General features: G+C 69.6%; 22 protein-coding genes, 1 tRNA gene and 1 riboswitch. Of the genes, 11 read left to right on the forward strand and 12 right to left on the reverse strand.

Going from position 1 to position 24,650, the window contains the following annotated elements; all coding sequences use genetic code 11:
* Positions 1–66 precede the first annotated feature (66 nt).
* From lhgO to ACGFNN_RS34270, 3 genes are all read left to right on the forward strand, one after another.
* On the forward strand, positions 67–1,323 hold the full coding sequence (gene lhgO, locus ACGFNN_RS34260; RefSeq protein ID WP_393561845.1) for an L-2-hydroxyglutarate oxidase: 1,257 nt from the start codon (positions 67–69) through the stop codon (positions 1,321–1,323).
* The gene (gene trmB / locus ACGFNN_RS34265) at positions 1,316–2,218 is read left to right on the forward strand and encodes a tRNA (guanosine(46)-N7)-methyltransferase TrmB (RefSeq protein WP_393561846.1); all 903 of its coding nucleotides are present in this window, start codon (positions 1,316–1,318) and stop codon (positions 2,216–2,218) included. Before lhgO ends, trmB begins: the two co-directional genes overlap by 8 nt.
* Positions 2,219–2,307: 89 nt before the next feature.
* Positions 2,308–3,753: a PrsW family intramembrane metalloprotease gene (locus tag ACGFNN_RS34270; RefSeq protein ID WP_393561847.1), complete on the forward strand. Its 1,446-nt coding sequence runs from the start codon at positions 2,308–2,310 to the stop codon at positions 3,751–3,753.
* 75 nt (positions 3,754–3,828) lie between these two features.
* Here ACGFNN_RS34270 and ACGFNN_RS34275 read toward each other — a convergent pair whose 3' ends face one another.
* From ACGFNN_RS34275 to ACGFNN_RS34295, 5 genes are all read right to left on the reverse strand, one after another.
* Positions 3,829–4,773, reverse strand: coding sequence for an aldo/keto reductase (locus tag ACGFNN_RS34275; protein ID WP_362671352.1), 945 nt, complete (start codon positions 4,771–4,773; stop codon positions 3,829–3,831).
* A gap of 229 nt (positions 4,774–5,002) precedes the next feature.
* A complete protein-coding gene (locus ACGFNN_RS34280) occupies positions 5,003–6,043 on the reverse strand; it encodes a M23 family metallopeptidase (RefSeq protein ID WP_393561848.1) in 1,041 nt (346 codons plus the stop codon).
* 11 nt (positions 6,044–6,054) lie between these two features.
* A riboswitch (cyclic di-AMP (ydaO/yuaA leader) is annotated at positions 6,055–6,207 on the reverse strand.
* Positions 6,208–6,440: 233 nt separating this feature from the next.
* Positions 6,441–7,544: a PP2C family protein-serine/threonine phosphatase gene (locus tag ACGFNN_RS34285; RefSeq protein ID WP_393561849.1), complete on the reverse strand. Its 1,104-nt coding sequence runs from the start codon at positions 7,542–7,544 to the stop codon at positions 6,441–6,443.
* Between the two features lie 184 nt (positions 7,545–7,728).
* On the reverse strand, positions 7,729–8,475 hold the full coding sequence (locus ACGFNN_RS34290; protein WP_393561850.1) for a MerR family transcriptional regulator: 747 nt from the start codon (positions 8,473–8,475) through the stop codon (positions 7,729–7,731).
* A 101-nt stretch (positions 8,476–8,576) separates the two neighbouring features.
* Positions 8,577–8,650: transfer RNA gene (locus ACGFNN_RS34295), tRNA-Met, on the reverse strand.
* A 448-nt stretch (positions 8,651–9,098) separates the two neighbouring features.
* Between ACGFNN_RS34295 and ACGFNN_RS34300 the strand changes: the two genes are divergently transcribed.
* The 3 genes from ACGFNN_RS34300 (at position 9,099) to ACGFNN_RS34310 (ending at position 11,120) form a co-directional block, all read left to right on the forward strand.
* On the forward strand, positions 9,099–10,484 hold the full coding sequence (locus ACGFNN_RS34300; protein ID WP_393561851.1) for an FAD-binding oxidoreductase: 1,386 nt from the start codon (positions 9,099–9,101) through the stop codon (positions 10,482–10,484).
* Between the two features lie 205 nt (positions 10,485–10,689).
* A complete protein-coding gene (locus ACGFNN_RS34305; RefSeq protein WP_393561852.1) occupies positions 10,690–10,842 on the forward strand; it encodes a hypothetical protein in 153 nt (50 codons plus the stop codon).
* A 56-nt stretch (positions 10,843–10,898) separates the two neighbouring features.
* On the forward strand, positions 10,899–11,120 hold the full coding sequence (locus ACGFNN_RS34310) for a hypothetical protein (protein ID WP_362671341.1): 222 nt from the start codon (positions 10,899–10,901) through the stop codon (positions 11,118–11,120).
* A gap of 63 nt (positions 11,121–11,183) precedes the next feature.
* Here ACGFNN_RS34310 and ACGFNN_RS34315 read toward each other — a convergent pair whose 3' ends face one another.
* Positions 11,184–12,521: an ABC transporter substrate-binding protein gene (locus ACGFNN_RS34315; protein ID WP_393561853.1), complete on the reverse strand. Its 1,338-nt coding sequence runs from the start codon at positions 12,519–12,521 to the stop codon at positions 11,184–11,186.
* Positions 12,522–12,993: 472 nt separating this feature from the next.
* A complete protein-coding gene (locus ACGFNN_RS34320; protein WP_393561854.1) occupies positions 12,994–14,454 on the reverse strand; it encodes an MFS transporter in 1,461 nt (486 codons plus the stop codon).
* A gap of 165 nt (positions 14,455–14,619) precedes the next feature.
* On the opposite strand from ACGFNN_RS34320, the gene ACGFNN_RS34325 reads away from it, so the two are divergent.
* Complete coding sequence (locus ACGFNN_RS34325; RefSeq protein ID WP_393561855.1) at positions 14,620–15,075, forward strand: MarR family winged helix-turn-helix transcriptional regulator; 456 nt, start codon at positions 14,620–14,622, stop codon at positions 15,073–15,075.
* Between the two features lie 84 nt (positions 15,076–15,159).
* On the opposite strand, the gene ACGFNN_RS34330 is transcribed toward ACGFNN_RS34325, so the two are convergent.
* The gene (locus tag ACGFNN_RS34330) at positions 15,160–16,707 is read right to left on the reverse strand and encodes an alanine/glycine:cation symporter family protein (RefSeq protein WP_393561856.1); all 1,548 of its coding nucleotides are present in this window, start codon (positions 16,705–16,707) and stop codon (positions 15,160–15,162) included.
* 818 nt (positions 16,708–17,525) lie between these two features.
* Between ACGFNN_RS34330 and ACGFNN_RS34335 the strand changes: the two genes are divergently transcribed.
* Together ACGFNN_RS34335 and ACGFNN_RS34340 are read left to right on the forward strand one after the other, a co-directional pair.
* On the forward strand, positions 17,526–18,977 hold the full coding sequence (locus tag ACGFNN_RS34335) for a molybdopterin-dependent oxidoreductase (protein ID WP_393561857.1): 1,452 nt from the start codon (positions 17,526–17,528) through the stop codon (positions 18,975–18,977).
* Positions 18,974–19,477: a hypothetical protein gene (locus ACGFNN_RS34340; RefSeq protein ID WP_393561858.1), complete on the forward strand. Its 504-nt coding sequence runs from the start codon at positions 18,974–18,976 to the stop codon at positions 19,475–19,477. Before ACGFNN_RS34335 ends, ACGFNN_RS34340 begins: the two co-directional genes overlap by 4 nt.
* A 64-nt stretch (positions 19,478–19,541) precedes the next feature.
* Here the strand turns inward: ACGFNN_RS34340 and ACGFNN_RS34345 are convergent, their stop codons facing one another.
* Both ACGFNN_RS34345 and ACGFNN_RS34350 read right to left on the reverse strand, forming a co-directional pair.
* A complete protein-coding gene (locus ACGFNN_RS34345) occupies positions 19,542–19,829 on the reverse strand; it encodes a metal-sensitive transcriptional regulator (protein WP_393561859.1) in 288 nt (95 codons plus the stop codon).
* Positions 19,830–20,702: 873 nt separating this feature from the next.
* Positions 20,703–21,011, reverse strand: coding sequence for a hypothetical protein (locus ACGFNN_RS34350; RefSeq protein WP_393561860.1), 309 nt, complete (start codon positions 21,009–21,011; stop codon positions 20,703–20,705).
* A 1,018-nt stretch (positions 21,012–22,029) separates the two neighbouring features.
* Between ACGFNN_RS34350 and ACGFNN_RS34355 the strand changes: the two genes are divergently transcribed.
* On the forward strand, positions 22,030–22,581 hold the full coding sequence (locus ACGFNN_RS34355) for an HD domain-containing protein (protein ID WP_393561887.1): 552 nt from the start codon (positions 22,030–22,032) through the stop codon (positions 22,579–22,581).
* On the opposite strand, the gene ACGFNN_RS34360 is transcribed toward ACGFNN_RS34355, so the two are convergent.
* Positions 22,569–23,036, reverse strand: coding sequence for an NUDIX hydrolase (locus ACGFNN_RS34360; protein WP_393561861.1), 468 nt, complete (start codon positions 23,034–23,036; stop codon positions 22,569–22,571). The genes ACGFNN_RS34355 and ACGFNN_RS34360 overlap by 13 nt on opposite strands.
* A complete protein-coding gene (locus ACGFNN_RS34365; RefSeq protein WP_393561862.1) occupies positions 23,023–23,796 on the reverse strand; it encodes an XRE family transcriptional regulator in 774 nt (257 codons plus the stop codon). Before ACGFNN_RS34365 ends, ACGFNN_RS34360 begins: the two co-directional genes overlap by 14 nt.
* Positions 23,797–23,894: 98 nt before the next feature.
* On the opposite strand from ACGFNN_RS34365, the gene ACGFNN_RS34370 reads away from it, so the two are divergent.
* Positions 23,895–24,587: an HAD family hydrolase gene (locus tag ACGFNN_RS34370; RefSeq protein ID WP_393561863.1), complete on the forward strand. Its 693-nt coding sequence runs from the start codon at positions 23,895–23,897 to the stop codon at positions 24,585–24,587.
* Positions 24,588–24,650 lie beyond the last annotated feature (63 nt).

Below are 24,650 nucleotides of genomic sequence, written 5' to 3' on the forward strand. Positions count from 1 at the left end.
GACGCCACCCGTGGTTTGAGCCCGTTGTCAGTGGGTCAGTGCACTATCGGGGTGGGAGGTGGCGTGATGACGACGCACGCGGCGTACGACTGCGACGTGCTGGTGATCGGTGGCGGGATCGTCGGTCTGTCGACCGCGTACGCCCTCACGCGCACCGCGCCCGGCACCCGGGTCACGGTGCTGGAGAAGGAGTCCGGGCCCGCCAGGCACCAGACCGGGCGCAACAGCGGGGTGATCCACAGCGGCATCTACTACCCGCCCGGCTCGCTGAAGGCTCGCTACGCCCTCCAGGGCTCCGCCGAGCTGGTCGACTTCTGCGCGGGGCACGGCATCGCCCACGAGGTGACCGGCAAGCTGATCGTGGCGACGAGCAGCGAGGAGCTGCCCCGGCTGCACGCCCTGGTGCAGCGCGGCCGGGCGCACGGCCTGCCGGTCCGGGAGCTCGGACCCGCCCAGATCGCGGAGTACGAGCCGCATGTGAGCGGCGTCGCCGCGATCCGGGTGGGGACCACGGGGGTGTGCGACTTCACCGCGGTGGCCTCCCGGTTCGCGGCCGAGGTCCGCGAGGCGGACGGACGCATCCGTTACGGCGCGGAGGTCGTCGCCGTCGACCGCCGGCCCTGGGGTGTCGCCGTGCGTACGGCGGACGGCCGGGTCGTCAGAGCCCGGGTGCTGGTCAACTGCGCGGGGCTGCACAGCGACCGGGTGGCCCTGCTCGCGGGCGACGACCCGGGGGCGCGCATCGTGCCGTTCCGGGGTGAGTACTACGAGCTGGCCCGGCCCGAGCTGGTGCGCGGGCTCGTCTACCCGGTGCCCGACCCGGCGTTCCCCTTCCTGGGGGTGCACCTCACGCGGGGAGTCGACGGCACCGTGCACGTCGGACCGAACGCGGTACCGGCCCTGGCACGCGAGGGCTACAGCCGTACGGACGTCCACCCGCGCGAGCTCGCCGCCACCCTGACATGGCCCGGTTCCTGGCACATCGCCCGAAGGCACTGGCGGTACGGCGCGGGCGATGTGCACAGGTCCCTCTCGAAGTCCGCCTTCACCAGGGCCGTCCAGCGGCTGCTGCCCGAGGTGACCGAGGCGGACCTGCGGCCTTCCCCGGCCGGGGTGCGGGCACAGGCGGTCCTCAGGGACGGCACCCTGGTCGACGACTTCCTGATCCGGGACGCCCCGCACACCGTGCACGTGCTGAACGCCCCGTCGCCCGCCGCGACCGCGTCGCTGCCCATCGGGAGGGAGGTGGCACGCCGGGCCCTGCTGCGGGCTCGCGCGACGGGATGGGTACCGCCCGCCGTAGAATCGGGTCATTGTGTCTGAGCCTGCGAACCCCACCCCAGAGACGCCCGGCCCCGCCCCGGAGGCGTCCCCCGTGCTGCCGGAGACGCCCCCCGAGGCCGCGCCCGGCACGGCACCGCTGACGGACGCCGACGCGGACGCCGACGCGGCACAGCGCCGCGCCGCCTCGTTCGAGCGCCAGCGCCGGCTGCGCCAGGAGCCCCGTTTCCCCGGTGGCCCGGCCGCCGACCCGGCGGGCTCGCACCACGAGCGCCGGATCCGCAGCTTCCAGCCACGCCGCAGCAGGGTCACGGCCGGCCAGGAGGACGCGCTCCAGCGGCTGTGGCCCAAGTGGGGTCTGGACATCGACGGACGCGGATTCCTCGATCTTCCCGCGCTCTTCGACGGTCTCCCGGTCGTCCTGGAGATCGGCTTCGGCATGGGCGAGGCCACGGCCCAGATGGCGGCGGAGGACCCGGACACAGGCATCCTCGCCGTGGACGTGCACACTCCGGGCCAGGGCAACCTGCTGGGCCTGGCGGACCGTGCGGGTGTGTCCAACGTCCGTGTTGCCAACGGGGACGCGATCATCCTGCTCAGGGAGATGCTGGAGCCCGAGGCGCTGGACGGCCTCCGGGTCTACTTCCCCGACCCGTGGCCGAAGAAGCGCCACCACAAGCGGCGCCTGATCCAGCCGGAATTCCTCGATCTGGTCGCGGGGCGGCTGAAGCCCGGAGCGCTCGTCCACTGCGCGACCGACTGGGAGCCGTACGCCGAGCAGATGCTCGAAGTACTCACGGCGCACCCCCTCTTCGAGAACACCCGGCCGGACGGCGGCTTCGCGCCCCGGCCGACGTTCCGGCCGCTGACCCGTTTCGAGGGCCAGGGCCTGGACAAGGGACATGTCGTGCACGACGTGCTGTTCACCCGTCGCTGACCGGCCGGACCGATCGGATCGGGCCGGGTCGGGCGGCGGTGGCCGGTGCACCGTGGCGAGTTGTCGGTGACCCTCGTTAGGGTCGTCAGGTGTCCGAGGGGTCCGTGCAGCACCAGCAGCCGGCCGTCCCGGTTCTCGAGGAGCAGCAGCTCGACGAGTTCCTGGGCGCCGTCCCGGAGCGAGGCCAGTGGCGATACCGGCCCCGCCGGGTCGGCATGGTCTGGCGCAGCAAGGCCTTCCGCGCCGGTGCGCTGATCACGGTGCTGGCCCTGTGCGGCCTGGTGATCCTCGCCCTGGTCCGTCAGCAGACGGGAACCGAGGGCTTCCTGGTGGGCCTGGGGCTCGCCGTACTGCCCGTGCCCCTGCTGATGTCCGCGTTCCGCTGGCTCGACAGGGTCGAGCCGGGACCCTGGCGGAACCTCCTGTTCGCGTTCGCCTGGGGCGCGTGCGCGGCGGCCCTCGTGGCGATCATCGCCAACTCCTTCGCGACCCGCTGGATAGCGACGGCGACCGCGGACCCGGCGAGCGCCGACACCCTGGGGGCGACCGTCGTCGCCCCGGTCGTCGAGGAGAGCGCCAAGGCAGTCGCGATCCTGCTGATCTTCCTCTTCCGGAGAAGGCACTTCTCCGGGATCGTCGACGGTGTGGTGATCGCGGGCTTCACCGCGACCGGCTTCGCCTTCACCGAGAACATCCTCTACCTGGGCAACGCCTTCGGGGAGGACCAGCAGCTCGGAACCAGCGGTTTCGCCTCCGTGACGGTCGGGACGTTCTTCGTCCGTGTGGTGATGTCGCCCTTCGCCCACCCGTTGTTCACGGTGCTCTCCGGCATCGCCTTCGGGATCGCCGCGACGGGCGGCGCCCGGCACCGGGTGCGCCGGGTCGTTCTCCCGGTCCTCGGACTCTCCTGCGCGATCGGTACGCACGCCCTCTGGAACGGCTCCTCGTCCTTCGGGCAGTACGGCTTCTACGTGGTGTACGGCGCGTTCATGGTGCCGTGCTTCGGCCTGGTGACCTGGCTGGCGGTCTGGTCCAGGCAGCGCGAGCTGCGCACCCTCTCCACGGAGTTGCCGGTCTACGCGGCGGCGGGCTGGCTGACCCCCGCCGAACCTCTCGCGCTGGCCTCGATGCGTGCACGGGGCATGGCCAGGGACATGGCCCGGCACTGGAACGGCCGTCCGGACCGCGCCCGGGGCAAGGAGGCGGCGCGTACCGTCGCGGAGTACGAATCGTTCGCGACCTCGCTGGCCATGCTGCGGCGGAGGGCACGCCACGACGGCGCGGGCCCAGACTTCGCCGTCCGCGAGCAGGAGCTGCTTCACCATCTCTGGCACCGGCGGGACATCGCAGGCCCGGCCCTGACGTACGCCGCCCGGGCGACCGGACGGCTGCGCGCGGTCCCCCGTGCACCGTCGTTGCCCCGTCAGTTCACCCCCGGCAGCGGGCATCCGCAGCAGCTCCCCGCACCTCACCGGCACTACGGGGGCTACAACCCCTACCTGGACGACGGCGGGCGCCGGCCACCGCCCGGCTGAGGGGGTCTCCTGGTGCGGGATTTCCACCCGCGCCAGGAGACCGCGCCGCAGGGCGACGCCGGGCGCCCGGATGGATCAGGCGGATGCCGCGTCCAGCTCGGCCAGCTCCGCCTCGGTCAGCCGAAGCCCGGCCACGGCCATCAGCGCGGGCAGCTGACCGACGGTGCGTGCGGAGGCGATCGGCGCGGCGACGGTCGGACGGGACGCCAGCCAGGCCAGGGCGACCGTGGCGATCTCCGCGCCGTGCTCCTGGGCGACCTTGTCGAGGACCGCCAGCACCTTGCGGCCGCGCTCGGTCTCCAGGTGCTTGCCCGCGCCCTCGGCGCGCGCGCTCTCGACCCGGGTGCCCGGGCGGTACTTGCCGGTGAGGAAGCCCGAGGCGAGCGCGAAGTACGGGACCGCGGCGAGCCCCGCGTCTGCTGCGGTGTCCTGGAGCGCGCCCTCGTAGGTGTCGCGCGAGACGAGGTTGTAGTGCGGCTGGAGCGCCACATAACGCGCCAGACCCTCGCGCTCGGAGAAGTCCAGGGAGGCGCGGAGTCGCTCGGGGCTGATGTTGGAGGCCGCGATCTCGCGTACGGTCCCGGCCTTCACCAGCTGGTCGAGCGCGGTGATGATCTCCTCGACGGGGACGGTCTCGTCGTCGAAGTGGGTGTAGTAGAGGTCGATGTGGTCGGTGCCGAGCCGACGCAGCGAGGCCTCGGCGGCCTCCTTGATCGTGGCGGGCGAGAGCCCCTTGTACGCCGGGTGGGCGCCCACCTTGGTGGCGATGACGACGTCGTCGCGACGGGAGCGGGCCGCCAGCCACTTGCCGATCAGGGTCTCCGACTCGCCGCCCTCGTTGCCGGGGACCCAGGCGGAGTACGAATCGGCGGTGTCGACGAAGTTGCCGCCGGACGCCACGTACTCGTCGAGGACGGCGAACGTCGTCCGCTCGTCGGCCGTCCAGCCGAAGACGTTGCCACCGAGGGCGAGGGGGAAGACCTTGAGGCCGGATGAACCGAGCGCGCGAAGAGAAGTCATGGAAGGCGTCAACGACGCAAGTGAGGCAGGTATTCCGCTTTACCGGCCGTTCGTCTTCACCGGTCGTCCGTGGGCCTCACGGCCCGCTCGCGTCGCCCCACCTGCCGCCCCGCCGGCCGCAGGTCCCGTTGATCGTGCCGTTCCGTCACAGACGGACCGGCGGCCCTGACGTCGGGGGGTTGTGCGTCAGGACCGCCGGGGTTCGGTGCGCCGGAGAGCGGCGCGGGGGTCAGATCGAGAGACCCTTGCTCTGCAGCCAGGCCATCGGGTCGATGCCGGTTCCGTCCGGAGTGTGGATCTCCAGGTGGAGGTGCGGGCCCGTCACGTTGCCCGTGGCCCCGACCCGGCCGATCGTCTCGCCGGTGGTGACCTTCTGTCCGGCGGTGACGTCCATCGACGACTGGTGGCAGTACCAGACCTCCGTGCCGTCGTCGAGCTCCAGGACCGTCCGGTAGCCGTACGAGCCGGACCAGCCGGCCGACTTCACCGTCCCGCCGTGCACGGCCTTGACCGGCGTGCCGGTGGGAGCCGCGAAGTCCAGCCCGGTGTGGTGGCCCGAGGACCACATCGAACCGGCCTGGCCGAAGGTCGAGGTGATCGTGTAGGACGAGGTCGGAACGGCGTAGCTCGCGGCGAGCTTGGCGAGACGCTCGGCCTCCGCCTTCTTCTTGGCAGCCTCTTCCGCGGCCTTCTTCTTGGCGGCGGCGTCGGCCTCGGCCTTGCTCTGCTGCTTCGCGGCCTGGGCGGCTGCCGCCTCGGCGGCCGCCTGCTCCTCGGCGGCCTTGGCCTCGGCGTCGGCGCCGGCCTGCTGCTGCTCGGCCTGCTGGAGGATGCGGGCGCGCAGCGCCTCACCCGCGTCGGTGGCGCCCTGCTCGGCCTCGGCCTCGGTGATCCCCGCGGTCGTGAGCGGGGAGGTCAGTGCGGCGGTCTGCCGGTCCGAGTCGGAGTCGCCACCCATGAACGCGCCCACGCCGGGCAGTGACTTGGCGTCAGGAAGGTTGTCGGCGATGGAATCGGGAAGAGAGATGGAGACCGGCGGCTTGCTCTGCGCGGTGGCCATGCCACCCGCGCCGACGGCCGCGATGACACCGACGCCGAGGACGGTGGAGCTACGGGCGAGACCGCGCTGCTTCGCCACGCGATGACGGCCGCGCACAGGGCGGATGGACTCCTCGGTGGGGTTCCATTCCTCCCACGACCTGTCCGGATCACCGAAGCTGCCGGTCTTGAGCGATGACGGAGCCTCGGGGGCAGGCTGGTTCGACGCCACGTGGGCGCTCTCCTTTCCTTCCTTCTCGCCTACCGGGTTAGCTGACGGGTTCGGAGCAGGAAGGTCTCCTACGGGCCCCTTCGTCTCTCTCGAGACACAGGTGCCCGATTCACCCCATGTAGGTGGTTCCCCGGTTCCCTTGCGGAATTCGGCGCCGCGCACGGTGCCGCCTCTTGCGACGACAGGTACAACCGCGCTGCGTTATCGAACGTTAATAGACACCAGGCTTTGATTCCAAGCCGTTCCGGCAGATCGTTCGGGGCTGGGGCCTGGACTTTAAGGGGTCAAACAGGCGCAACCGGGCGAGTTGAAGGCCTTCGATCCGGCCACCACTTTCTGACGGTGCGTCAAATGTTATGCGTAGTGAGACCCTTCGACTACCGAAAGTCGCGACCGGTCATTCACCGGCCCGTCCCACGATCTTCACCGTCGTCCGCCGGGCCGGCTGCCCCCGGGAGGGCCGTCCGACCGCGAGGAGCGCGAGGTCGTCCGTCGACCGTCCTCCGGTGTGCAGGCGCACGTCGTCGGTGAGCGCCGACAGCATCTCCTCGGGCCCCGGGAAGAGCCGGCCACGCAGCCGGGCCGCAGGGTCGTAGAAGACTCCTTCGGCGTTCCGCGCCTCCGAGAGCCCGTCGGTGAACGCCAGGAACGTCGCCCCGGCCGGGAGTGTCCACTCGTCCGACCGGTCGGGCCCCGCGTCGAGGCCCATGCCGAGCGGCAGGGCGGGTTCGGTCGGCGCCAGGACGTCGAGCGCCCCGTCCGCGTGCAGTACGAGAGGCTCGGGATGGCCACGGTTGACCACCCGAAGGATGTCCGAGCCGGTCGGTACCTCAGCGAGCACGGCGGTGACGAACCCCTCCACGGAATCGAAGCCGCCCCGCCTCGCGCCCTCCCTCGCCAGCGCCCGCTCCAGCCTCTGGGCGACCCCCTCCAGCGAACGCTCCTGCTCCGCGGCCTCCCGGAAGGCCCCGATGACGACGGCCACCGCCGCCACGGAGTCCAGCCCCTTCCCGCGTACGTCCCCGACCACCAGGCGCACCCCGAACGGCGTGTCGGTCACGGCGAAGAGGTCGCCGCCCACGAACTCGTCGGCCTGGGCCGCCTCGTAGCGTGCCGCGACCAGGAGCCCGCCGATCCGATCCTCGGGCGCCGGCAGCACCGCCCGCATAGCGGTCTCGGCGATGACCCTGGCCGAGGCCAGCTGCTCGTTGCCGCGTCGCACCACCCGGTTGATGACGAGGGAGAGCGCGGACACCGTGAGCACGGTGAGCAGATCGGTGATCGGGACGACCTCGTCGAGGCGGCCGTCCGAGATGCGGATGGCGAGCACCACCAGGAACGCGGCCGCCCCGGTACGGACGGTGGAGGTCAGGGAGAAGAACGGGGCGGCGATCAGCGGAGCCGCCGCGAACAGGGGGACAGCCGTGACCTCGGGCGGGGTCACCATGTCGAGCACCACCCCGACGCAGATCATCAGTGCGGGGAGGTAGCGCACGAACATCCGCGACCGCGCACCCCCGCCGGATGCCCCGCGGCGTCTCTCCTGTTTCCCCACCTGTGCACTCCTGCCCGGTCCGCCCACGGCTGCGGACGGTACCGCGCCCCACCCGGCCCTGCCGAAGCCTCGCCGTACGGCGCAACGCCGTAGGCCGAAGGGAGGAGCGTGCCGCCCCGCACCCCGGTGGTCAGCCGGGGAGCCGGTGCTGCGCGTGGATCGTCAGTGCATCCCGTACGAAGACGGCGGTTCCGTCTCCGTGGCGATCGTAGTTCCTCGCGAAGCGGGGATCGGAGACATACATCTCCGCGAGACCGGTCACGTACGCGCGCGTGACCTCCGTGGTCACCGACAGCCAGGCGCAGTGCCGGCGGGCGATCTCCTGCACCTCGTCGCTCCCCGGCCCGAGACCCGCCGCCCGCGCCTCGCCGTAGTCCCGGGCGATCGCGTCGTGCACCCCCAGGAACTCCGCCCGCTCCTCCTCCCCCAGCCCGCGCCACCAGCGGTCGCCACGCTCGTACGCCTCGCGGCCCCAGCGCTCGGTGACCTCCTGCTCGTACCGGGTGTGATCGAAGCCGTCGAACACGTCCTCGGCCATGAGTTCCTCCCCTTCCTCGATCCGGTGGAGAGTGGTCCGCACCGAGGTGATCTGCCGTCCGATGCGCTCCCGCTCCTGCTCCAGCAGGCGCAGATGGGTACGCAGCGCCACCGTGGGATCGCGCTGCCCCTCCAGCACGTCCTTGATCGCGGGCAGCGACAGTCCCAGCTCCCGGAGCAGCAGGATGCGCTGGAGCCGGACCAGGGCGTCCTGGTCGTAGTAGCGGTAGCCGTTGGCGGCGGTGCGGCTGGGCGCCAGGAGACCGATGTCCCCGTAGTGCCGGAGCGTCCGGCTCGTGGTGCCCGCGCGTCTGGCGATTTCCTGGATGGACCACTCCATGCCGGGAACGCTAGATCTTCACGTAGCGTCAAGGTCAAGCGCGGCACGAGGACAAGAACAAGGGCCCGGATCCTTGGAAGGATCCGGGCCCTTGTCTTCAGTAGCGGGGACAGGATTTGAACCTGCGACCTCTGGGTTATGAGCCCAGCGAGCTACCGAGCTGCTCCACCCCGCGTCGTTGTGAGTACAACTCTACGCCATCCCGGAGGGTGCTCCGAACCACTTTTCGTCCGGGACCCTCTCGCGTCGGAAACTCCGGGCCCCTCTCGCGTCGGAAACCGCGGGCCACCGGGCCCGGCCCTTCGGGTGTCCCGCCGGGGTGGCCGGAGCCCCTGCCCGGCGGCGTGCCCGGACCGGTGGCGGCCGGGCCGGCTCCCGCGATTGCGCGCCCACCGGACGGGCGTGACGCTTGAAGGGCAAGCCTTTCGGCGTTCGCCCGCCCACGGGCGGTGCGGGAGTTCCGGCGCCGGCTCCACGGCCGCGCCCGCTCTGGCGTACCCGTGCGAGGGAACCGGAACAGGCCGGGCGCGCATGCCCGGGGGAGTGTCTTCGACAGAGCGTCGTCCGCCTGGACGGTCCTGGGTGGCGTGCGGCCGGCCGAAGCACACGACCCGGGAGAGATCATGGACGCCACCCTGCTCGAGACCATGAGAACCACGCTGCGCGGCCCGGTCGTCGGTCCCGGCGATCCGGGATACGGGCAGGCGCGCACGGTGTACAACGCCATGATCGACAAGAAGCCCGCCGCCGTGGTCGAGTGCCGCGACATCGCGGACGTCATGGCGGCCGTGGACTTCGTCCGTGAACACGGCCTGGACGTGGCGGTACGGGGAGGCGGGCACAGCGGGCCGGGGCTCTGCCTCGCCGACGACGCCGTGACGATCGACCTCTCCCCCATGCGGGGCGTGCGGGTCGATCCCGCGATCCAGACCGCCCAGGCGGACGGCGGCGCGACGCTGGGGGACTTCGACCACGCCACCCACGCCTTCGGCCTCGCCACCCCGGCGGGCATCATGTCGACGACGGGCATCGGGGGCCTCACCCTCGGGGGCGGACACGGCTACCTGACCCGCAAGTACGGACTCACGGTGGACAACCTGGTCTCCGCCGACGTGGTCCTGGCCGACGGCAGCTTCGTGGCCGCCAACCCGACCGAGAACCCCGACCTGTTCTGGGCCCTGCGGGGCGGCGGCGGCAACTTCGGCATCGTCACGTCCTTCGACTTCGAGCTGCACCCGGTGGACATGGTGGGCGCCGGAGCCACCGTCTGGCCCCTGGAGCTCTTCCCGGACGTGCTGCGCTGGTACCGCGACTTCCTGCCGCAGGCACCCGACGACCTGTACGGCTTCTTCGCCTCGCTCTGCGTGCCGCCCGCGCCGCCCTTCCCCGAGGAGATCCACGGACAGAAGATGTGCGGCGTCGTCTGGTCCTCGACCGGGGATCCGGCCGCCCTGGAGGAGAGTCTCGCCGTGGTGCACGAACCGGGGCCGCCCGCCTTCCACTTCACCGCCCCGATGCCGTACCCCGCACTCCAGTCGATGTTCGACGAGCTCATGCCGGCCGGTCTCCAGTGGTACTGGCGCGGGGACTTCTTCGACCGGATCACCGACGACGCGGTCGACGTGCACACCGAGTTCGCCGAGAAGCTCCCCACCGGACTGTCGACCATGCACCTGTACCCGGTCGACGGGGCCGCGGGCCGTGTCGGTCCCGACGACACCGCCTGGGCCTATCGCGACGCCGCCTGGTCCGGGGTGATCGCGGGCATCGACCCCGACCCCGCGAACGCCGGGGCGATACGGGACTGGGCGGTCGGCTACTGGGAGGCCCTGCACCCGCATTCGATGGGCGGCGCCTACGTGAACTTCCTCGGCGCGGGCGAGCCCCAGGGCCGGGTCCGGGCCACCTACCGCGGCCACTACGACCGCCTCGCGGAGGTCAAGCGGGCGTACGACCCGCACAACCTCTTCCACGCAAACCAGAACATCGAGCCCGCGGCGGCACGCTGACCGTGGATCCGGGCCGCCAATTCCGAGGGAAAGCCGTGCCGGGAGGGTTACAGTCTGCGTGCACCGCACGATGATCCGGACGCCCCCGGAGCGGAGCGGCACCGGTGGTGGCACTTCGTGGCCCTGCCGGTCGGGACCCGTCCGGTGATCATGTGACGGCTCGGGCCCGGGGCTCTCACACACACCTACGTACAGGACACCCGAGATGACCGACCTGCCCGCCCGCACGACCCGGCGCCCCGCCGACACCGCGCCCCCGGCCGCCGACCGCGGTGTGGCCGCCCCTCTGCCGACACCGCAGTACTCGGGTCTGTTCATCGAGCCCGACCTCCCTCCGGCGGCCGACGAACCCGAATGACGGGCGCCACCGGGGCGTTCGGGTGACCGCCCCGGGCACCCGCTCGTTGGAAGGCCATGCGAATCCGTATCGGCGTGATCGTCCTCGCGGTGGGTCTGCTGATCGCCGCCTACCTCGCGAACCGCCCGTCCGAGGCCGAGACCGAGGCGGCCTGCCGGCGGGCCCTCGACAACACGTCGACGATGACCGAGCGTCCGGACGTCTGCCAGGAGGTGCCCGCGGAGACCTACCGCGCCTTCCTCCTCATGTACGAACTGCGGGAAGAGGGCCTGGACTGACGGGACCGCGGCCGGAGCGCCAGCCTCCTGTCCCCGGGCTCCCCGGAGACAGGAGGCCCTTCGTCAGCCCTGCTGTTCCTTCCACTCCGCCTGGGCCTCGTCGAGCTTCCCGGCGAACGTGTCCAGGAAGTCCTTCGCGCTCGTCTTGCCGAGCAGCACCTTCTGGAACCCCGCCTCGCTGTCGGCCTTCGACAGGGTGTTCCAGTCCGGCAGGTAGTAGGGGAGCTGGACGATCTTGGTGTCGCCGGAGAACAGCGCCTCGGCACCGAGCTTGGTGGTCTCCGCCTTGTCGAGCCAGGGGTCCTCGGCGGCCTCCTTGTTGGCCGGGATCAGCCCCGCGGACTCGCTGAACTTGGAGTTCGAGGCGTGCGAGGCGGCGAACTCGATGAACTTCCACGCCGCCGCCTTGTTCTCGGACGACTTCAGCAGACCGAGACCCGAGACCGGGTTGGAGACCATCACCCGCGTACCGTCGGCCAGTTCGGGCTGGGGTATCCCCCGGAACTTGTCGGCGCCGAGCGAGCTCACATGGTCCTGGTACGAGCCCAGGTTGTGGTTGAGCATGGCGATGGAGCCGGAGTCGAACTGGGCGACCATCTTGGTGAAGTCGTTGTTGAGATCGGCCTCCGGGGTGACCTTCTTGTACAGGCCGGCGTACTTCTCCAGGGCCGCGACGTTCTTCGGGTCGTCGACCGTCGTGTGCGTCCCCGACTCGTCCCAGAACGAGTCGATGCCCGACTGCCCGTACATCGCGTCCAGCGCCTGGGCGATCGAACCCGGGCCACCCCGGATGGTGTAGCCGAAGGAGTTCTTCCGCTTGTCCGTCAGCTTCGCCGCGGCCTCGTAGAACTCGTCCCAGGTGTCCGGCTCACCCAGCCCGGCCTTCTCGAACAGGTCCGTGCGGTAGTAGAGGACGCCGTTGGTGGCGGAGATCGGCACCGTGTACGTCTCGTCCCGGCCGGCGGCGCTCTTCACGTTCTCCAGCATCGCCTCGTTGAGCTTGCCCTTGAGTGAGCTGTCGGCGATCCGGTCGTCCAGCGGCTCCAGGGCGTCCTGTGCGGTGATCCCGGCGACCATCGCGGCCCCCACACCGCCGACGTCCGGGAGGCCCCCGCCCTGGATCGCGGTGTCGTACTTGGACTGGGCCTCGGTCGAGGCGATGCCCACGTACTGCACGTCGATGTCCGGATTCGCCTTCTCGAAGTCGGCGATGATCTCCTTCCAGATCGCCGTACGGACACCGCCGTTCTCGTCCCAGAACACGATCTTCCCGGTGCCGGAGCCCTCCGCCCCCTGGGCTCCGGTCATGCCGCTGCCGTCGTCACCGCAGGCGGCGGTCAGGGACAGGGCGGAGACCAGGGAAACGGCGGCGGCAAGTCGGCGGGTTCGGGGCTTGGTCATGGTCGGCTCTCTTCTCCGAGTGCTCGCGGACGGTCGCCGGACACCGGGGCGGCGCAGCGTGCGGCCGAGCGAGCGGCATGGTTCAGGGATTTGATTTGAAGGGATCGGGGCTTCGGGGCTTCCGGGTCCCGGACGATAGAAAGCGCTTGCAGTCGCCCACGGGCGCCCCAGGAGGCGGAACGGGCAGGCCCGGGCCTGAGCCGGGATGGGCGGCTACGGGCCCGCGCGGGCGCGGCGCGGCTGTCAGCGTCTCCCACGGCGCGCGAGGCCGCGGGGAGGAGGACTCATGGCTGGCTGCATACGGCGCTCGGCTCTCATATCGCGTCTCATATATGACATACGAAGGGCAACGCCAAGAACGTAAGTCGGCCCATCGCCGGGGTCAATGCCCTTGCAGCTACGAGTTCCCGGACCCCGGGCACGCGGAAGCGCCCCGCCCGGCGAACCGGACGGGGCGCTCCTCAGGTCGGCGTCAGGCCTCGACGGAGACCTTGTCGGCCACTCCGGGACCGGTCTTCCCGCCCTCGCCGCCGGCGGAAGGACGGGCCAGGCCCGGGATGAACGAGGCGACCGCGGCGGCCACCAGGGCGACGCCGCAGCCGATCATGAGACCGACCCGGAATCCGTCCTCGGAGGCGAACGAGAAGCCGCCCAGGGTGGTGGTCATCTGCGCCAGCACCACACCGATGACGGCGGATCCGATCGTCGTACCCAGCGAGCGCATCAAGGTGTTGAAACCGTTGGCCGCGGCGGTCTCCGAGAGCGGGACCGAGCTCATGATCAGGGCGGGCATCGCACCGTAGGCGAGGCCGACACCACTGTTGATGACGATACCGACGATCATCAGCCCCCAGGCGGATCCCATGAGGAACAGGGAGAGGCCGTACCCGGCGGAGATCACCAGCGCCCCGAGAACCAGGGCGATCTTCGGGCCGCGTGCGTTGATCAGCTTCCCGCCGAGCGGGGAGACGATCATCATCATCACGCCGCCGGGGGCGATCCACAGGCCCGCGGCCAGCATCGACTGCCCGAGTCCGTACCCCGTGGTCTCGGGGAACTGGAGCAGCTGCGGGGCGATCAGCATGAAGGAGTACATGCCCACGCCGACCAGGATCGACGAGACGTTGGTCAGCAGCACCCGCGGACGGGCCGTGGTGCGGAGGTCGACGAGCGGGTCGCGGGTGCGCAGCTCGTAGAACCCCCAGGCGCCGAGGGACAGGACCGCCACGGCGAACAGGCCGAGGGTCGTACCCGATCCCCAGCCCCAGTCGGCGCCCTTGGAGATCGCCAGGAGGAGGGAGACGAGTCCGATGGCGAGCCCGATCGCACCGGGCGCGTCGAAGCGCTGCCCCTTCGCTCCGGCCGGGACGTCAGGAACGAAGATCCAGATGAGCACGGCGATCATGAGTGCGAGGACCGCGGATCCCCAGAACAGCACGCGCCAGCTGGTGTATTCGGCGACGGCCGCGGAGATCGGCAGGCCGAGCGCGCCGCCGATGCCCATGGAGGCGCTGACGAGGGCGATCGAACCGCTGAGCTTCTCGGCGGGCACCACATCGCGCAGCAGCGCGATACCGAGCGGCACCATGCCCATGCCCATGCCCTGGAGACCCCGGCCGACGATCATCGGCACCACGGAGGAGGCCAGCGCGCAGATCACGGAACCGATGACCAGCGGGACCGAGCAGGCCAGCAGCATCCGGCGCTTGCCGAGGAGGTCGCCGAGCCGGCCGGTGACCGGCACGCAGACCCCGGCGACCAGGAGGGTGACGGTGACCACCCAGGCGGCGTTCGACGACGAGGTGTCGAGGATCCGGGGCAGCTCCGCGATGAGCGGGGTCACGAGCGTCTGCATGATCGCCGCGACGGTGCCGGCGAGGGCCAGCGTCGTGATCACACCGCCCGCTCCGGCTGTGGGCTTGGTGGCGTCCATGTCTCGGTGTCCTCGGCTTGTCTCTCGGAGGGACTTACTGGCATCGTGCACTTTTATTGCACCATACACATCGTGTGGCCTATGCACATCTTCGTAAACTTACGATGAATCCAGCCCGCACGACGACACCGGCCTCGCCCGGCAGGAAGCAGGAGGTGCCCGAGGATGACCAGGGCAACGCACGAGGTCGAGTACGAGCAGATGCTGCTCAGCCGCCACGGCCTGCTGAACCACAGAAAGGGCCGCCGCGCTGACGGCGTCCTGGAGCGCAGCGCGTACATCCTGCTCAGCCGCATCCGCGTCCAGGGCCCGATGTCGGTCGGCGAGCTCAGCGAGGCCTTCGATCTCGACGCGTCCACCCTCAACCGGCAGACCGCCGCGGTCATGCGGGCGGGCCTCGTGGAGCGCATCCCCGATCCGGACGGGGGCATGGCCCGCAAGTTCCGCATCACCGAGGAGGGCGCCAAGGCCCTCGACACGGAACGCGAGGGCACGGTCGCCTCACTGGAGCGGGTCATGACCGACTGGTCCGACGAGGACATCTCCGCCTTCGCCGGCTATCTGCGCCGATTCAACACGGACATCGAGCGCCTCGGCGGCCGCCCCTGGCCCCGCCCCTGAGGGCCTGTCCGTACGCACGGAAGTGGGGCGCCCCCTTCCGGGTGCGCCCCACTTCCCCGGCCCGCCGGTGCGGGCCACGGTCGGTCACACGGTCGTGCCGACCGATTCCCGGCCCTCGGGGCCCTCGGGGTCCCCGGAGATCTCCTGGCCCGCGTCACGCGCACGGACGTAGGTGAGGAAGCGGTCGAGCTCCCGCTTGACCACCGGGGCGAGCAGGTAGAGCCCGATGATGTTGATGACGGCCAGGGTGAACAGCACCGCGTCGGCCATGTCGATCAGGGTCTGCAGGGTGAGCAGCGAGCCCGCGACCGCGAACAGCGTGTAGAGGGCCTTGTAGACGGTCTCGCTGGTGCTGCTGCGGCCGAAGAGGTACGTCCACGCCTTCAGGCCGTAGTACCCCCAGGTGAGCACCGTCGAGATGGCGAACAGCATCACGGCGACGGTGAGGATGTAGGGGAACCAGGGCAGCACGGTCTCGAAGGCGTCCGAGGTGATCGTCACCCCGCCGATGGACTCACCGGCGCGGGCCTCGGCCCAGCTGGCCGGGTTGGCGATGACGATGGTCAGCGCCGTCATGGTGCAGATGACCACGGTGTCGATGAACGGCTCCAGCAGGGCGACGAGGCCCTCACTGGCGGGGTGCTTGGTCCTGACCGCGGAGTGGGCGATCGGCGCGGACCCGAGACCGGCCTCGTTGGAGAACGCGGCACGCTTGAAACCGATGATCAGCGCGCCGAGGACACCGCCCGCGACGCCCTCGGGGGCGAAGGCGCCCTCGATGATCTCGGAGACCGCCGCAGGGACCTGAGCGACGTTCACCAGGATGACGACCAGGCAGGCGACGACGTAGATGATCGCCATGGCGGGCACCAGACGGCTGGTCACCGAGGCGATCGAACGGATGCCGCCGAGCAGGACGACACCGACCAGGGCGGCGACCAGGATGCCGAAGAACAGCGCCCCGGCGGAGGAGCCGACGGCGCCGTCCTCGCCGCCGGTGACGGAGACCAGCTGCGCGTAGGACTGGTTGACCTGGAAGAGGTTGCCGCCGAAGAGACCGAAGAAGAGGATCATGATCGACGCCAGGACGGCGAGGACCTTGCCCAGGCTCCCGCCCTTCGCGCCGAAACGGTCCGCCAGTCCCTTGGGCAGGTAGTGCATCGGCCCGCCGGAGACCGTTCCGTCGGCGTGCACCTCGCGGTACTTCACACCGAGGGTCACCTCGACGAACTTGGTCGCCATCCCGAGCAGTCCGCACAGGACCATCCAGAACGTGGCGCCGGGACCGCCGATGGAGACGGCGACGGCGACACCCGCGATGTTGCCGAGACCGACGGTCCCGGAGACGGCGGCGGTCAGGGCCTGGAAGTGGTTGACCTCGCCCGCGGAGTCCTTGTCGTCGTACTTCCCGCGCACGACGGACACCGCGAGCCGGAACTTGCGGAACTGCACGAGGCCGAACCACGCGGAGAACACGAGGCCCGCCACGACGAGCCAGGCCACGATCAGCGGCAGATCGGTGCCGCCGACCGGGACGGCGTAGAAGACGACTTCGCCGAGCCACTTGGCGATGGGTTCGAAGAACCCGCTGACCCCGTCGTCGATGGATTCGGTCATGGACTCGAGTGACACGATTTCCTACCTCGATGGCGCAGGACCGGCACGTGGGGACACTGCCGGTCGATGGTCGGGTGTGGGCGACGCCGTTGTCCTTCGGTGACCCGGTCGCGCGGCGCCGCCGCGGACCTGTCCCACCGGCACCCTGGTCCGGCTACCGGCCGGGGCCGGTCACTCCCTGCCACGGCCGAGCGGGACCGTGTGCGGAGTTGGGCATGTCTACCATGCTCTTTACGGAATCTTTAGTGACGCGGATCACATGACGAGGAGTAATACCGGAATTAGCTGGTCCGGTAATCCGATCGTTATCCGGACAGCGATATGCGTGTATCGAACACTTGATGGCGCGTCATGACGCATGCCTACCCGGCGGCTCCCCACTGCCCACCACTCCGCGGACGGCCCGACCCGGATGCCCGAGCCGGCGCGCGGCGCGCGGCGCGCGGCGCGCGGACGACGGCCGCACCTGACCGAACTCGGCGCGAAGCTCAAGGCCGGATGTCACCCCGGCGGGTGTTTCTTCACCTGATCAGGTGAAGAATCACCGCATCCTTCCGCCAAGCCCATCCGGGACGCCCGCGGCTCCGAAGAAGGCGTGGAGGAGGGCGCATGACGGTGCCCTGCTCCCGGCGCTTCGGGCCGGGTCGGCAGCCTGGCAGGATCCGGCCCGAAGTCGGCCTGGGTCTGCCCCGCCCCGTACGGACCCGGCAGGCGGGCGTATCGGGCTACCTGCGGGGTGACGGCCCGGGACGACACGCTCCCTGCCCGTCGGCCGACGAAATCATCCGTGTTCCTGTTGTTTCCCACCGTTTCGCCACAGAGCGAGGGGACCGATGAACGACGAACACGACAGCGGGCCGGGTTCCACCGGTCGCGGAGACCGGGCACCCGGCCCGGACGCCCGGCGGACCGGCTCCACCCTCCGGCAGGCCGGCGGTACCCGGCCGGGGATCGCCGGCCTGCTGCGTGAGGGGCCTCCGGCCGGCCCGACCCGCCCCGGGTTCTGGCGCAGCCCGCTGCGGGGCCCCTGGCTGACCTCGGCACTCGGCGCCGTCCTGCTCGTCGGCATCCCGCTGATGTTCGTCACGGGCCTTCTCTCGTACGCCGCGTACAACCCGGACCTCGGGGGCAACGACAAGACGCCGGACCGTGGGTGGCTCGGCTTCTACCTGTTCCCCTGGCCGACCGATCCGCACTGGCTGTACCGCCTCGACCAGGGCGTGCACGTGACGCTCGGCATCGTGCTCATCCCCGTACTGCTGGCGAAGCTCTGGTCGGTCGTCCCCCGGCTCTTCACCTGGCCGCCGGTGAAGTCGGCGGCCCACGCCCTCGAACGCCTCTCCCTGCTGCTGCTCGTGGGCGGTGTGCTCTTCGAGTTCGCGACCGGCCTGCTCAACATCCAGCTCGACTACCTCTTCCCGGGCTCCTTCTACACCCTGCACTTCTACGGCGCCTGGGTGTTCATCGGTGCGTTCGTGGTCCATGTGGTCCTGCGGATCCCTTTCATGCTCCGCACCCTCCGCTCCGGCGAACTCCGCTCCGGCGAACGCGGCACGGGGAAGCGGCGGGCACCCGGCGGGGAGGCTCCCGGCGGTGACGCGCCCGGCGGGTCCACGGCGGTGGTGTCCGACCCGACGGGGCTCGCCTCCCCGGAGCCCGGCACGGCCACGATCTCCCGGCGCGGGGCGCTCACCATGGTCGGAGCCGGTTCGCTGCTGCTGTTCGCGATGACCGCCGGCCAGAGCATCGGCGGCGCCTGGCGTGCCACCGCACTGCTGGCACCGCGCGGCCAGGACCCGGGACCCGGCCCCAACGGCTTCCAGGTCAACAAGACCGCGGCCGGCGTGGGCATCCGGGCCCGTGACGTCGGCCCGGCATGGCGCCTGGTGGTACGCGGCCCGGACCGGGAGCGTGTCCTCACCCGTGAGCAGGTGCTGGCGCTGCCCCAGCACACCGCCGCGCTCCCCATCGCCTGCGTGGAGGGCTGGTCCACCGAGGACCAGCTCTGGAGCGGCGTACGGCTCCGGGACCTCGCCGCCCTCGTCGGCTTCGACGACCGGGCCCCTGACGTGTTCGTGCAATCGGCCCAGCGCAGCGGGTCGTTCCGCTCCACCACCCTGCGCGACAACCAGGTCCGCGACGCGCGCTCGCTGCTCGCCCTGCGGGTGAACGGCGCGGACCTCTCCCCCGACCACGGATATCCGGCGCGGGTGATCGTCCCCGCCAACCCGGGTGTGCACAACACCAAGTGGGTCACCACGCTGACGTTCGGAGGCGACGCGTGAAGCGGTTCAAGGCGCGCTACGGCGCCTCACCCCTCCATCTGCTCCTGGTCCTCGCGTCGTTCGCCCTGACCGGCTACGCGGGCATCCGGCTCCTGAGCGGCCAGGAGCCGTGGAAGGTCGTCCTCTGGTTCGTGGGCGCGGCCCTCCTCCACGACCTGGTCCTGGTGCCGCTCTACTCCCTGGCCGACGGCGCCGCCCGGACCCTGGTCGACGGCCGCAGGCCACCCGTCACCGCCGAGGGTGCGGCCCGCCCGGCGGGGACCCTCGTCAACTACGTCCGCGTCCCCGCTTTCCTCTCGGGGCTGCTGTTCCTGACGTACTTCCCGCTGATCCTGCGGCAGGGGGACCGCTTCACCGCCTACACCACGCTCCCGGACGACGTCTTCCTCGGCCGCTGGCTGCTGGTCTCCGCCGTACTCTTCGCGCTCTCCGCGCTCGCGCTCCTGGTCCGGGTGTTCCGGTCCCGGCCGGCGGCCGGCGGCGCGCGGCAGCAGCCGTGATGCTCGTCGACGTGGCCGTGTGAGACCGGCCGCCCTCACCACCCGGCGGATCAGGCGCGGCGGCTCAGGCCAGCGACAGGAACAGCTTCTCCAGCCGACCGCGCATCTCGTCCCGGTCCTCCGCGCTGCGGCCGCCGTCCCCCGTATCGGTCAGGCACTGCTGGAGTCCGGTGGCGATGATCGCGAACCCGGCCCGGTCCAGCGCCCGGGAAGCCGCCGCCAGCTGCGTGACGACCTCCTCGCAGTCCCGGCCCTCCTCGATCATCCGGATCACCCCGGAGATCTGCCCCTGCGCCCGGCGCAGCCGGTTCAGGACCGCCTTCAGTTCCGCACCCGCCAGATCAAGCTCCATCACCACTCCCATCGCATACCCCCAGGGGTAACCTACCCCGTGTGGGGGCACAGCCGAGAGCGAGCTCCGCACCCGCCTGCCGGACCGTCCCGGTCACACGGCAGGCCCGGTACGACGAAGCGCCCCGGCCCGCCGAGGCGGGTCGAGGCGCTGAGCCGCAGGTCGGAGGGTCACACCCCTCCACCCGCTGTCGGTAGGCCGTGTGGGACTCGAACCCACAACCAACGGATTAAAAGTCCCGGCAGAGTCCTGTCGGGACTTCCGTTGGGCACTTCGGGGATCCTAGAAAGCCCTGGTCAGCGACTCGCCCTTGCCGTCCAGTCCAGATCTGAGCGCGCCGTGCTGGCACGTCCGCTCACGCATCGCTCACGCATCCGGGCTGAGCGACGACATCACGACCCAACACGCTTTCCCGACCGGAACTGAGACCATCAGGACAGGAGCACCGAGGCCGCCCCGTCGACACGGCCACCTCTTGGCCAGCCCCGCTGCGGCTTTGCTTGCCCCCCCGAGCAGGCGCTACCAGAACCGATCGACAGTTGCCGTTGGCTGCTGGTCACCCGTCCCGGAGACGGATCACTATTACGGTTCCGTCGGCCCGGATGGACACCGCGTTCCACTGCTCTGATGAGGGGCGATAGCTTTCAAGAGCGTTCTGGTCCACGACGAGGCCCGCCTCCTGGCATGCAATCTCATCACCCGCCAAGCGAAGGCGAGATAGTCCAGCCACGGTGGGTCAGCCGCGTCTGACTACTGGCGGACCGCTACGAAAGAGCGACCACCCGCCCCCTGTGGTGCTTGGAGGCGGGTGTCGATGTCCGGCGCCGCCTACCTGAGCGGCACCCGACTCTTTCTGTTGCGCTCCTGACAAGGTCATTCAGTGGCTGGTGGCCAGGCTCGCGTGTCTAGATCCTCGATCATGGCGGTGCTGAACAGGGTTGATGCCAGCCATGATTTATCGAGAGGACCATCTGGAAGAATGATTCTACGGCGAAAGATCCATGGAGCAGCGATGCCCCGCAACTGCACTTCGGCCTCTGCCGATACTCCCTGATCATCCTCGCTGAATTTCAGCGAGTTGAGGGCCCCATATCCTTCCGAAGCTAGGGAATCAATGATCCCTTGCCTGGCGTCGAGTTCAAATTCCTTGAGGTACTCCTCGTAGCGCTCCTGTAGTGACACGTTCCTCCACTAGCATCCACAGATGGAATAGTAAGCCGTGCGTGTTTATCTTCGATATGGAGCTTTCCGAAGCCCGCTGAACCCGCCACATCGCCACGCCCGTAACGGAGGGGTGCGTCCTCTCCGTTGGGACCGAAGTGCGTAGAATACACCTTCCAGTTAGTCAGAGCCGTGATCGTCGCCGTCTGCGCCTGCGCAGTCGACGTGATTCCGACTGCGAGCACAACGCTTACTACGGCGACTAACGCTCCACGCAGACGTGTGACCATGTTCTTGGGCACAGTTCTCCCACCTCTCGCTACCGGTACCGCCTTCTGCGGCGTTTACTCAGGCGCAATAAAACACATGGACGTGAAACGGCGTCAATTGAATCCTGGACTTTTGCGTGGTGGGGCTGCCCTTTTGGGGGCGCTTATGAGTCAAATTTGAACTCCTCTCCGATTGAAAGAGCGCTCCGACCTCATACTTCCTCTCCGCTGCTGTGTAAATCAGCCGTTTCTTGTGCAGGCGGGCTGCACTGAATTCGATCTTCACTTATGAAAGTTTCCCTGCAGGCCGGGAGTAGGTGCGGCATTCACCAAGTCCGGCTCCGCTACCAAACGACCCGTTGTCTCGCGTGCAAGAACACACCGGCGCGGACGAGCGGCCATTTTTGGCCACTTCAGAGGCCAGGGATTCGACCGTCGAATGACTGCAGTCTTCGGGCGCGTGGTCGAGAAGGCGTCTGCTGAGCCGGACGGGACTTGTTTAGCGGTGACCAGCCCGACTACGACATGCGCTCGCCCGTCCAGGCAGGCCAGCTGACTGCGGTGACCCGGTGTTCCGTTGGGGAAGGATTCAGCACTTGATCTTCAGGTCGATGCATGCGCGCGGATGCGGATGAGTCACCGGCCGAGCTGCTGACGGGCGGCGCATAGGTCACCGGCTTGAGAGCACCGGCTGGATTGCACGGTGCCGGATCTATCCGGTGGGACTGACCAAGCTCGCCAATGGGCACGTACCGAGCGTGGACGGGGCGATGGCGAAGTGGGCGTGTTCAGTGGCTGAGGCTGAGTTGAGCGGGCCGCTGCCTCACCGGTGGGCGCACTCGCTAGGAGCCGCGCAGCGCGCGGCCGATGTGGCTGAGCTGGTGGACGGCGAGGAGGAGCTTCTGTTCTCCGCAGCCGTCTTGCACGATGTGGGATACGCACCACGCTTGGCCGTAACCGGCTTCCATCCGCTCGATGGTGCCCGGTTCCTTCGTGACGACCACGCTGCGGATGAGCGGTTGGTGCGGCTGGTGGCGAACCACTCGTTCGCGTTGCTGGAGGCTGAGCAGCGCGGGTTGCGGGGCGATCTGGAAGCCGAATTTCCGCTGCTCGACGACCACCGGCTCGTGGATGCCTTGGTGTATTGCGACATGACGACGACGCCCAGCGGGGAGAGCACGTCTGCCGAGGATCGGCTGGCAGAGATCATGGAGCGTTACGGCACGGACAGCCTCGTGGGGCGGTTCATCCGTCGGGCGTCGCCGGACATCCTGGCGGCCGTGAGCCGGGTGGAGGCGGCGTTGGCGGCTCAGCCCAGGTAGGGGTACGTGCCGGCGAGGTAGTCGCCGATCTGCTGGCGCATGCTGGGGTGGATGTCGTAGTCGTCCAGGTCGTTGGGCTGGACGTAGCGGACGCCGTCGGCTTCGTCGTTGATGGTGGGCTCGCCGCTCACGGGGCGGCCGATGTAGGTGTTCTCGTACTGCTGGCGGATCTCGCCGTCGGTGTAGGCCACGATGTGGTTCGGGTTCGTGTAGACCCCCAGGAAACCCGTGACTTCGGCGATGATTCCGGTCTCTTCCAGGCACTCGCGCACGGCGCACTGGGCTGCTGTCTCGCCGATGTCCTGCGCGCCGCCCGGCAGGGCCCACTGGCCGGTGTCCCGGCGGCGTTGGAGGAGTATGGCGCCGTTTTCGTCGACGACGAGGAGGTTGTTGGCGGGGATGAGCGTGTTCGCCTTGGGGGCCTTGGGGTCGTTGTAGTACTCAGTCCTGCCCATGTGACGCGGGCCCCTCCTGGTCGGGTGTCCAGGGCCGTGCGGTGGCCCAGACAGCTTCGAAACTCTGAGCGTAGTTGTCGAACCAGCCTGAGGTGTCAGCTCTGCGGAGATGCAGGATGGGGTTGGCGCTGGCCGGTTGGCCCCAGACGTGCGGGTTGGCCAGGAGGTTGTTGTCGTAGCGGAACATGGAGGTGTAGAGCGTGGTGTCGTGCAGTCTTACCTCGCAGCCTGCCTCGGAGAGTAAGGGCCGGTAGTAGGTGAGGGAGGCGCGGATCTTGGCGGCGAGGGTGTCGCCGATGCCCTCCTCCCGGCCCCGGATGGCTGCTGCCTGGCCGTTCGAGTCGCCGAAGCAGAGCCGCACTCGCACCCCGTCCGACGCGCGCTCGGCGAGCATCTTGGCGACGTGGGGGTTGGACTGGGCGAAGAAGGTGCCGGAGAAGACGAGGACGCTGATCTGCTCCTGCGCGCCTTTGAGCAGCGACAGCCATGTGTCCCGTGGGACGCTCGCTCGGTTCTGGTAGGTCGTGACGAGCTCCTGCTCCGACCCGGCGGCTTGCTGTAGGGCTGAGCGTTCCGGTGCCGGCCAGAGGAACAGTTCCTCCACCCGCAGGTGCCGGGCGACGCGGAAGCGGTGGCGGGCGTGGGGAACACGTCCGCCGAGCCATCGGCTCACCGTCTTGGGGTCTACCTCGCAGACTTCGGCGAGGGATTCGGGTGGGATGCCGCGCTGGGCGAGTACGGAGTGCAGTCGCTCGTTCACAGGCGCCATACAAGCTGAAGGGAACCGGGAGCGGCAAGGACGTTCCGGGACGTTCTGCGGGACGTCGACGGCCCGACCAGGGTGCTTACGCTGGGCGTATGGAGCTCATCGTCCTGTGGGACATCGACCACACGCTGATCGAGAATGCCGGGGTCAGCAAGGAGATCTACGCGGCTGCCTTCACAGCGCTGTCGGGGAGAGAGCCCATGGGGCCGGCGCGGACGGAAGGTCGTACGGATCGCCTGATCATGCGCGACATGTTTCACCGAAACGGTGTGTCTGAGCCGGACTGGGCTGCTGTCGAGGAGGCCCTCACGGCCGCAGGTGCCGCGCGTCTGTCCGAGCTCAGCCAACGCGGAACGGCCTTGCCCGGTGTGCGTGAGATTTTGAAGGAAGCCTCCGTACGCAGTGCTTGGGTGTCCTCGGTACTCACTGGCAATATCGCGGCCAACGCCCGGGTGAAAGTATCGGCCTTCGGCCTCGACTCTTTGCTCGATCTGCAAGTTGGCGCCTACGGGGCTGACGCTCTCCAGCGGCCGGACCTGGTTGCTGTCGCCCGTGAGCGTGCTCAGCGGCTGCGAGGTGCGCAGGCCGACGTGCCCGTCGTGCTCGTGGGGGATACGCCGAGGGATGTCGAGGCCGCGATCGCTACGGGCTCCGAGATCATCGCCGTTGCCTCCGGCGTTCACAGCGTCGAGGAACTGGCCGCTGCCGGTGCTCAAAGGGTTTTGCCCGATCTCGTGGACACCGCTCGCGTGCTCGGGATCCTGGAGACGTTCGCGGCGTCCTGAAAACGTCCCAGGACGTCCTTGGAGCGTCCCGATACGCGGTGACGGGGTCCGTACCTGTCCCGC

The sequence above is a fragment of the Streptomyces sp. NPDC048590 genome, assembly GCF_043199535.1.
Lineage (GTDB): Bacteria > Actinomycetota > Actinomycetes > Streptomycetales > Streptomycetaceae > Streptomyces.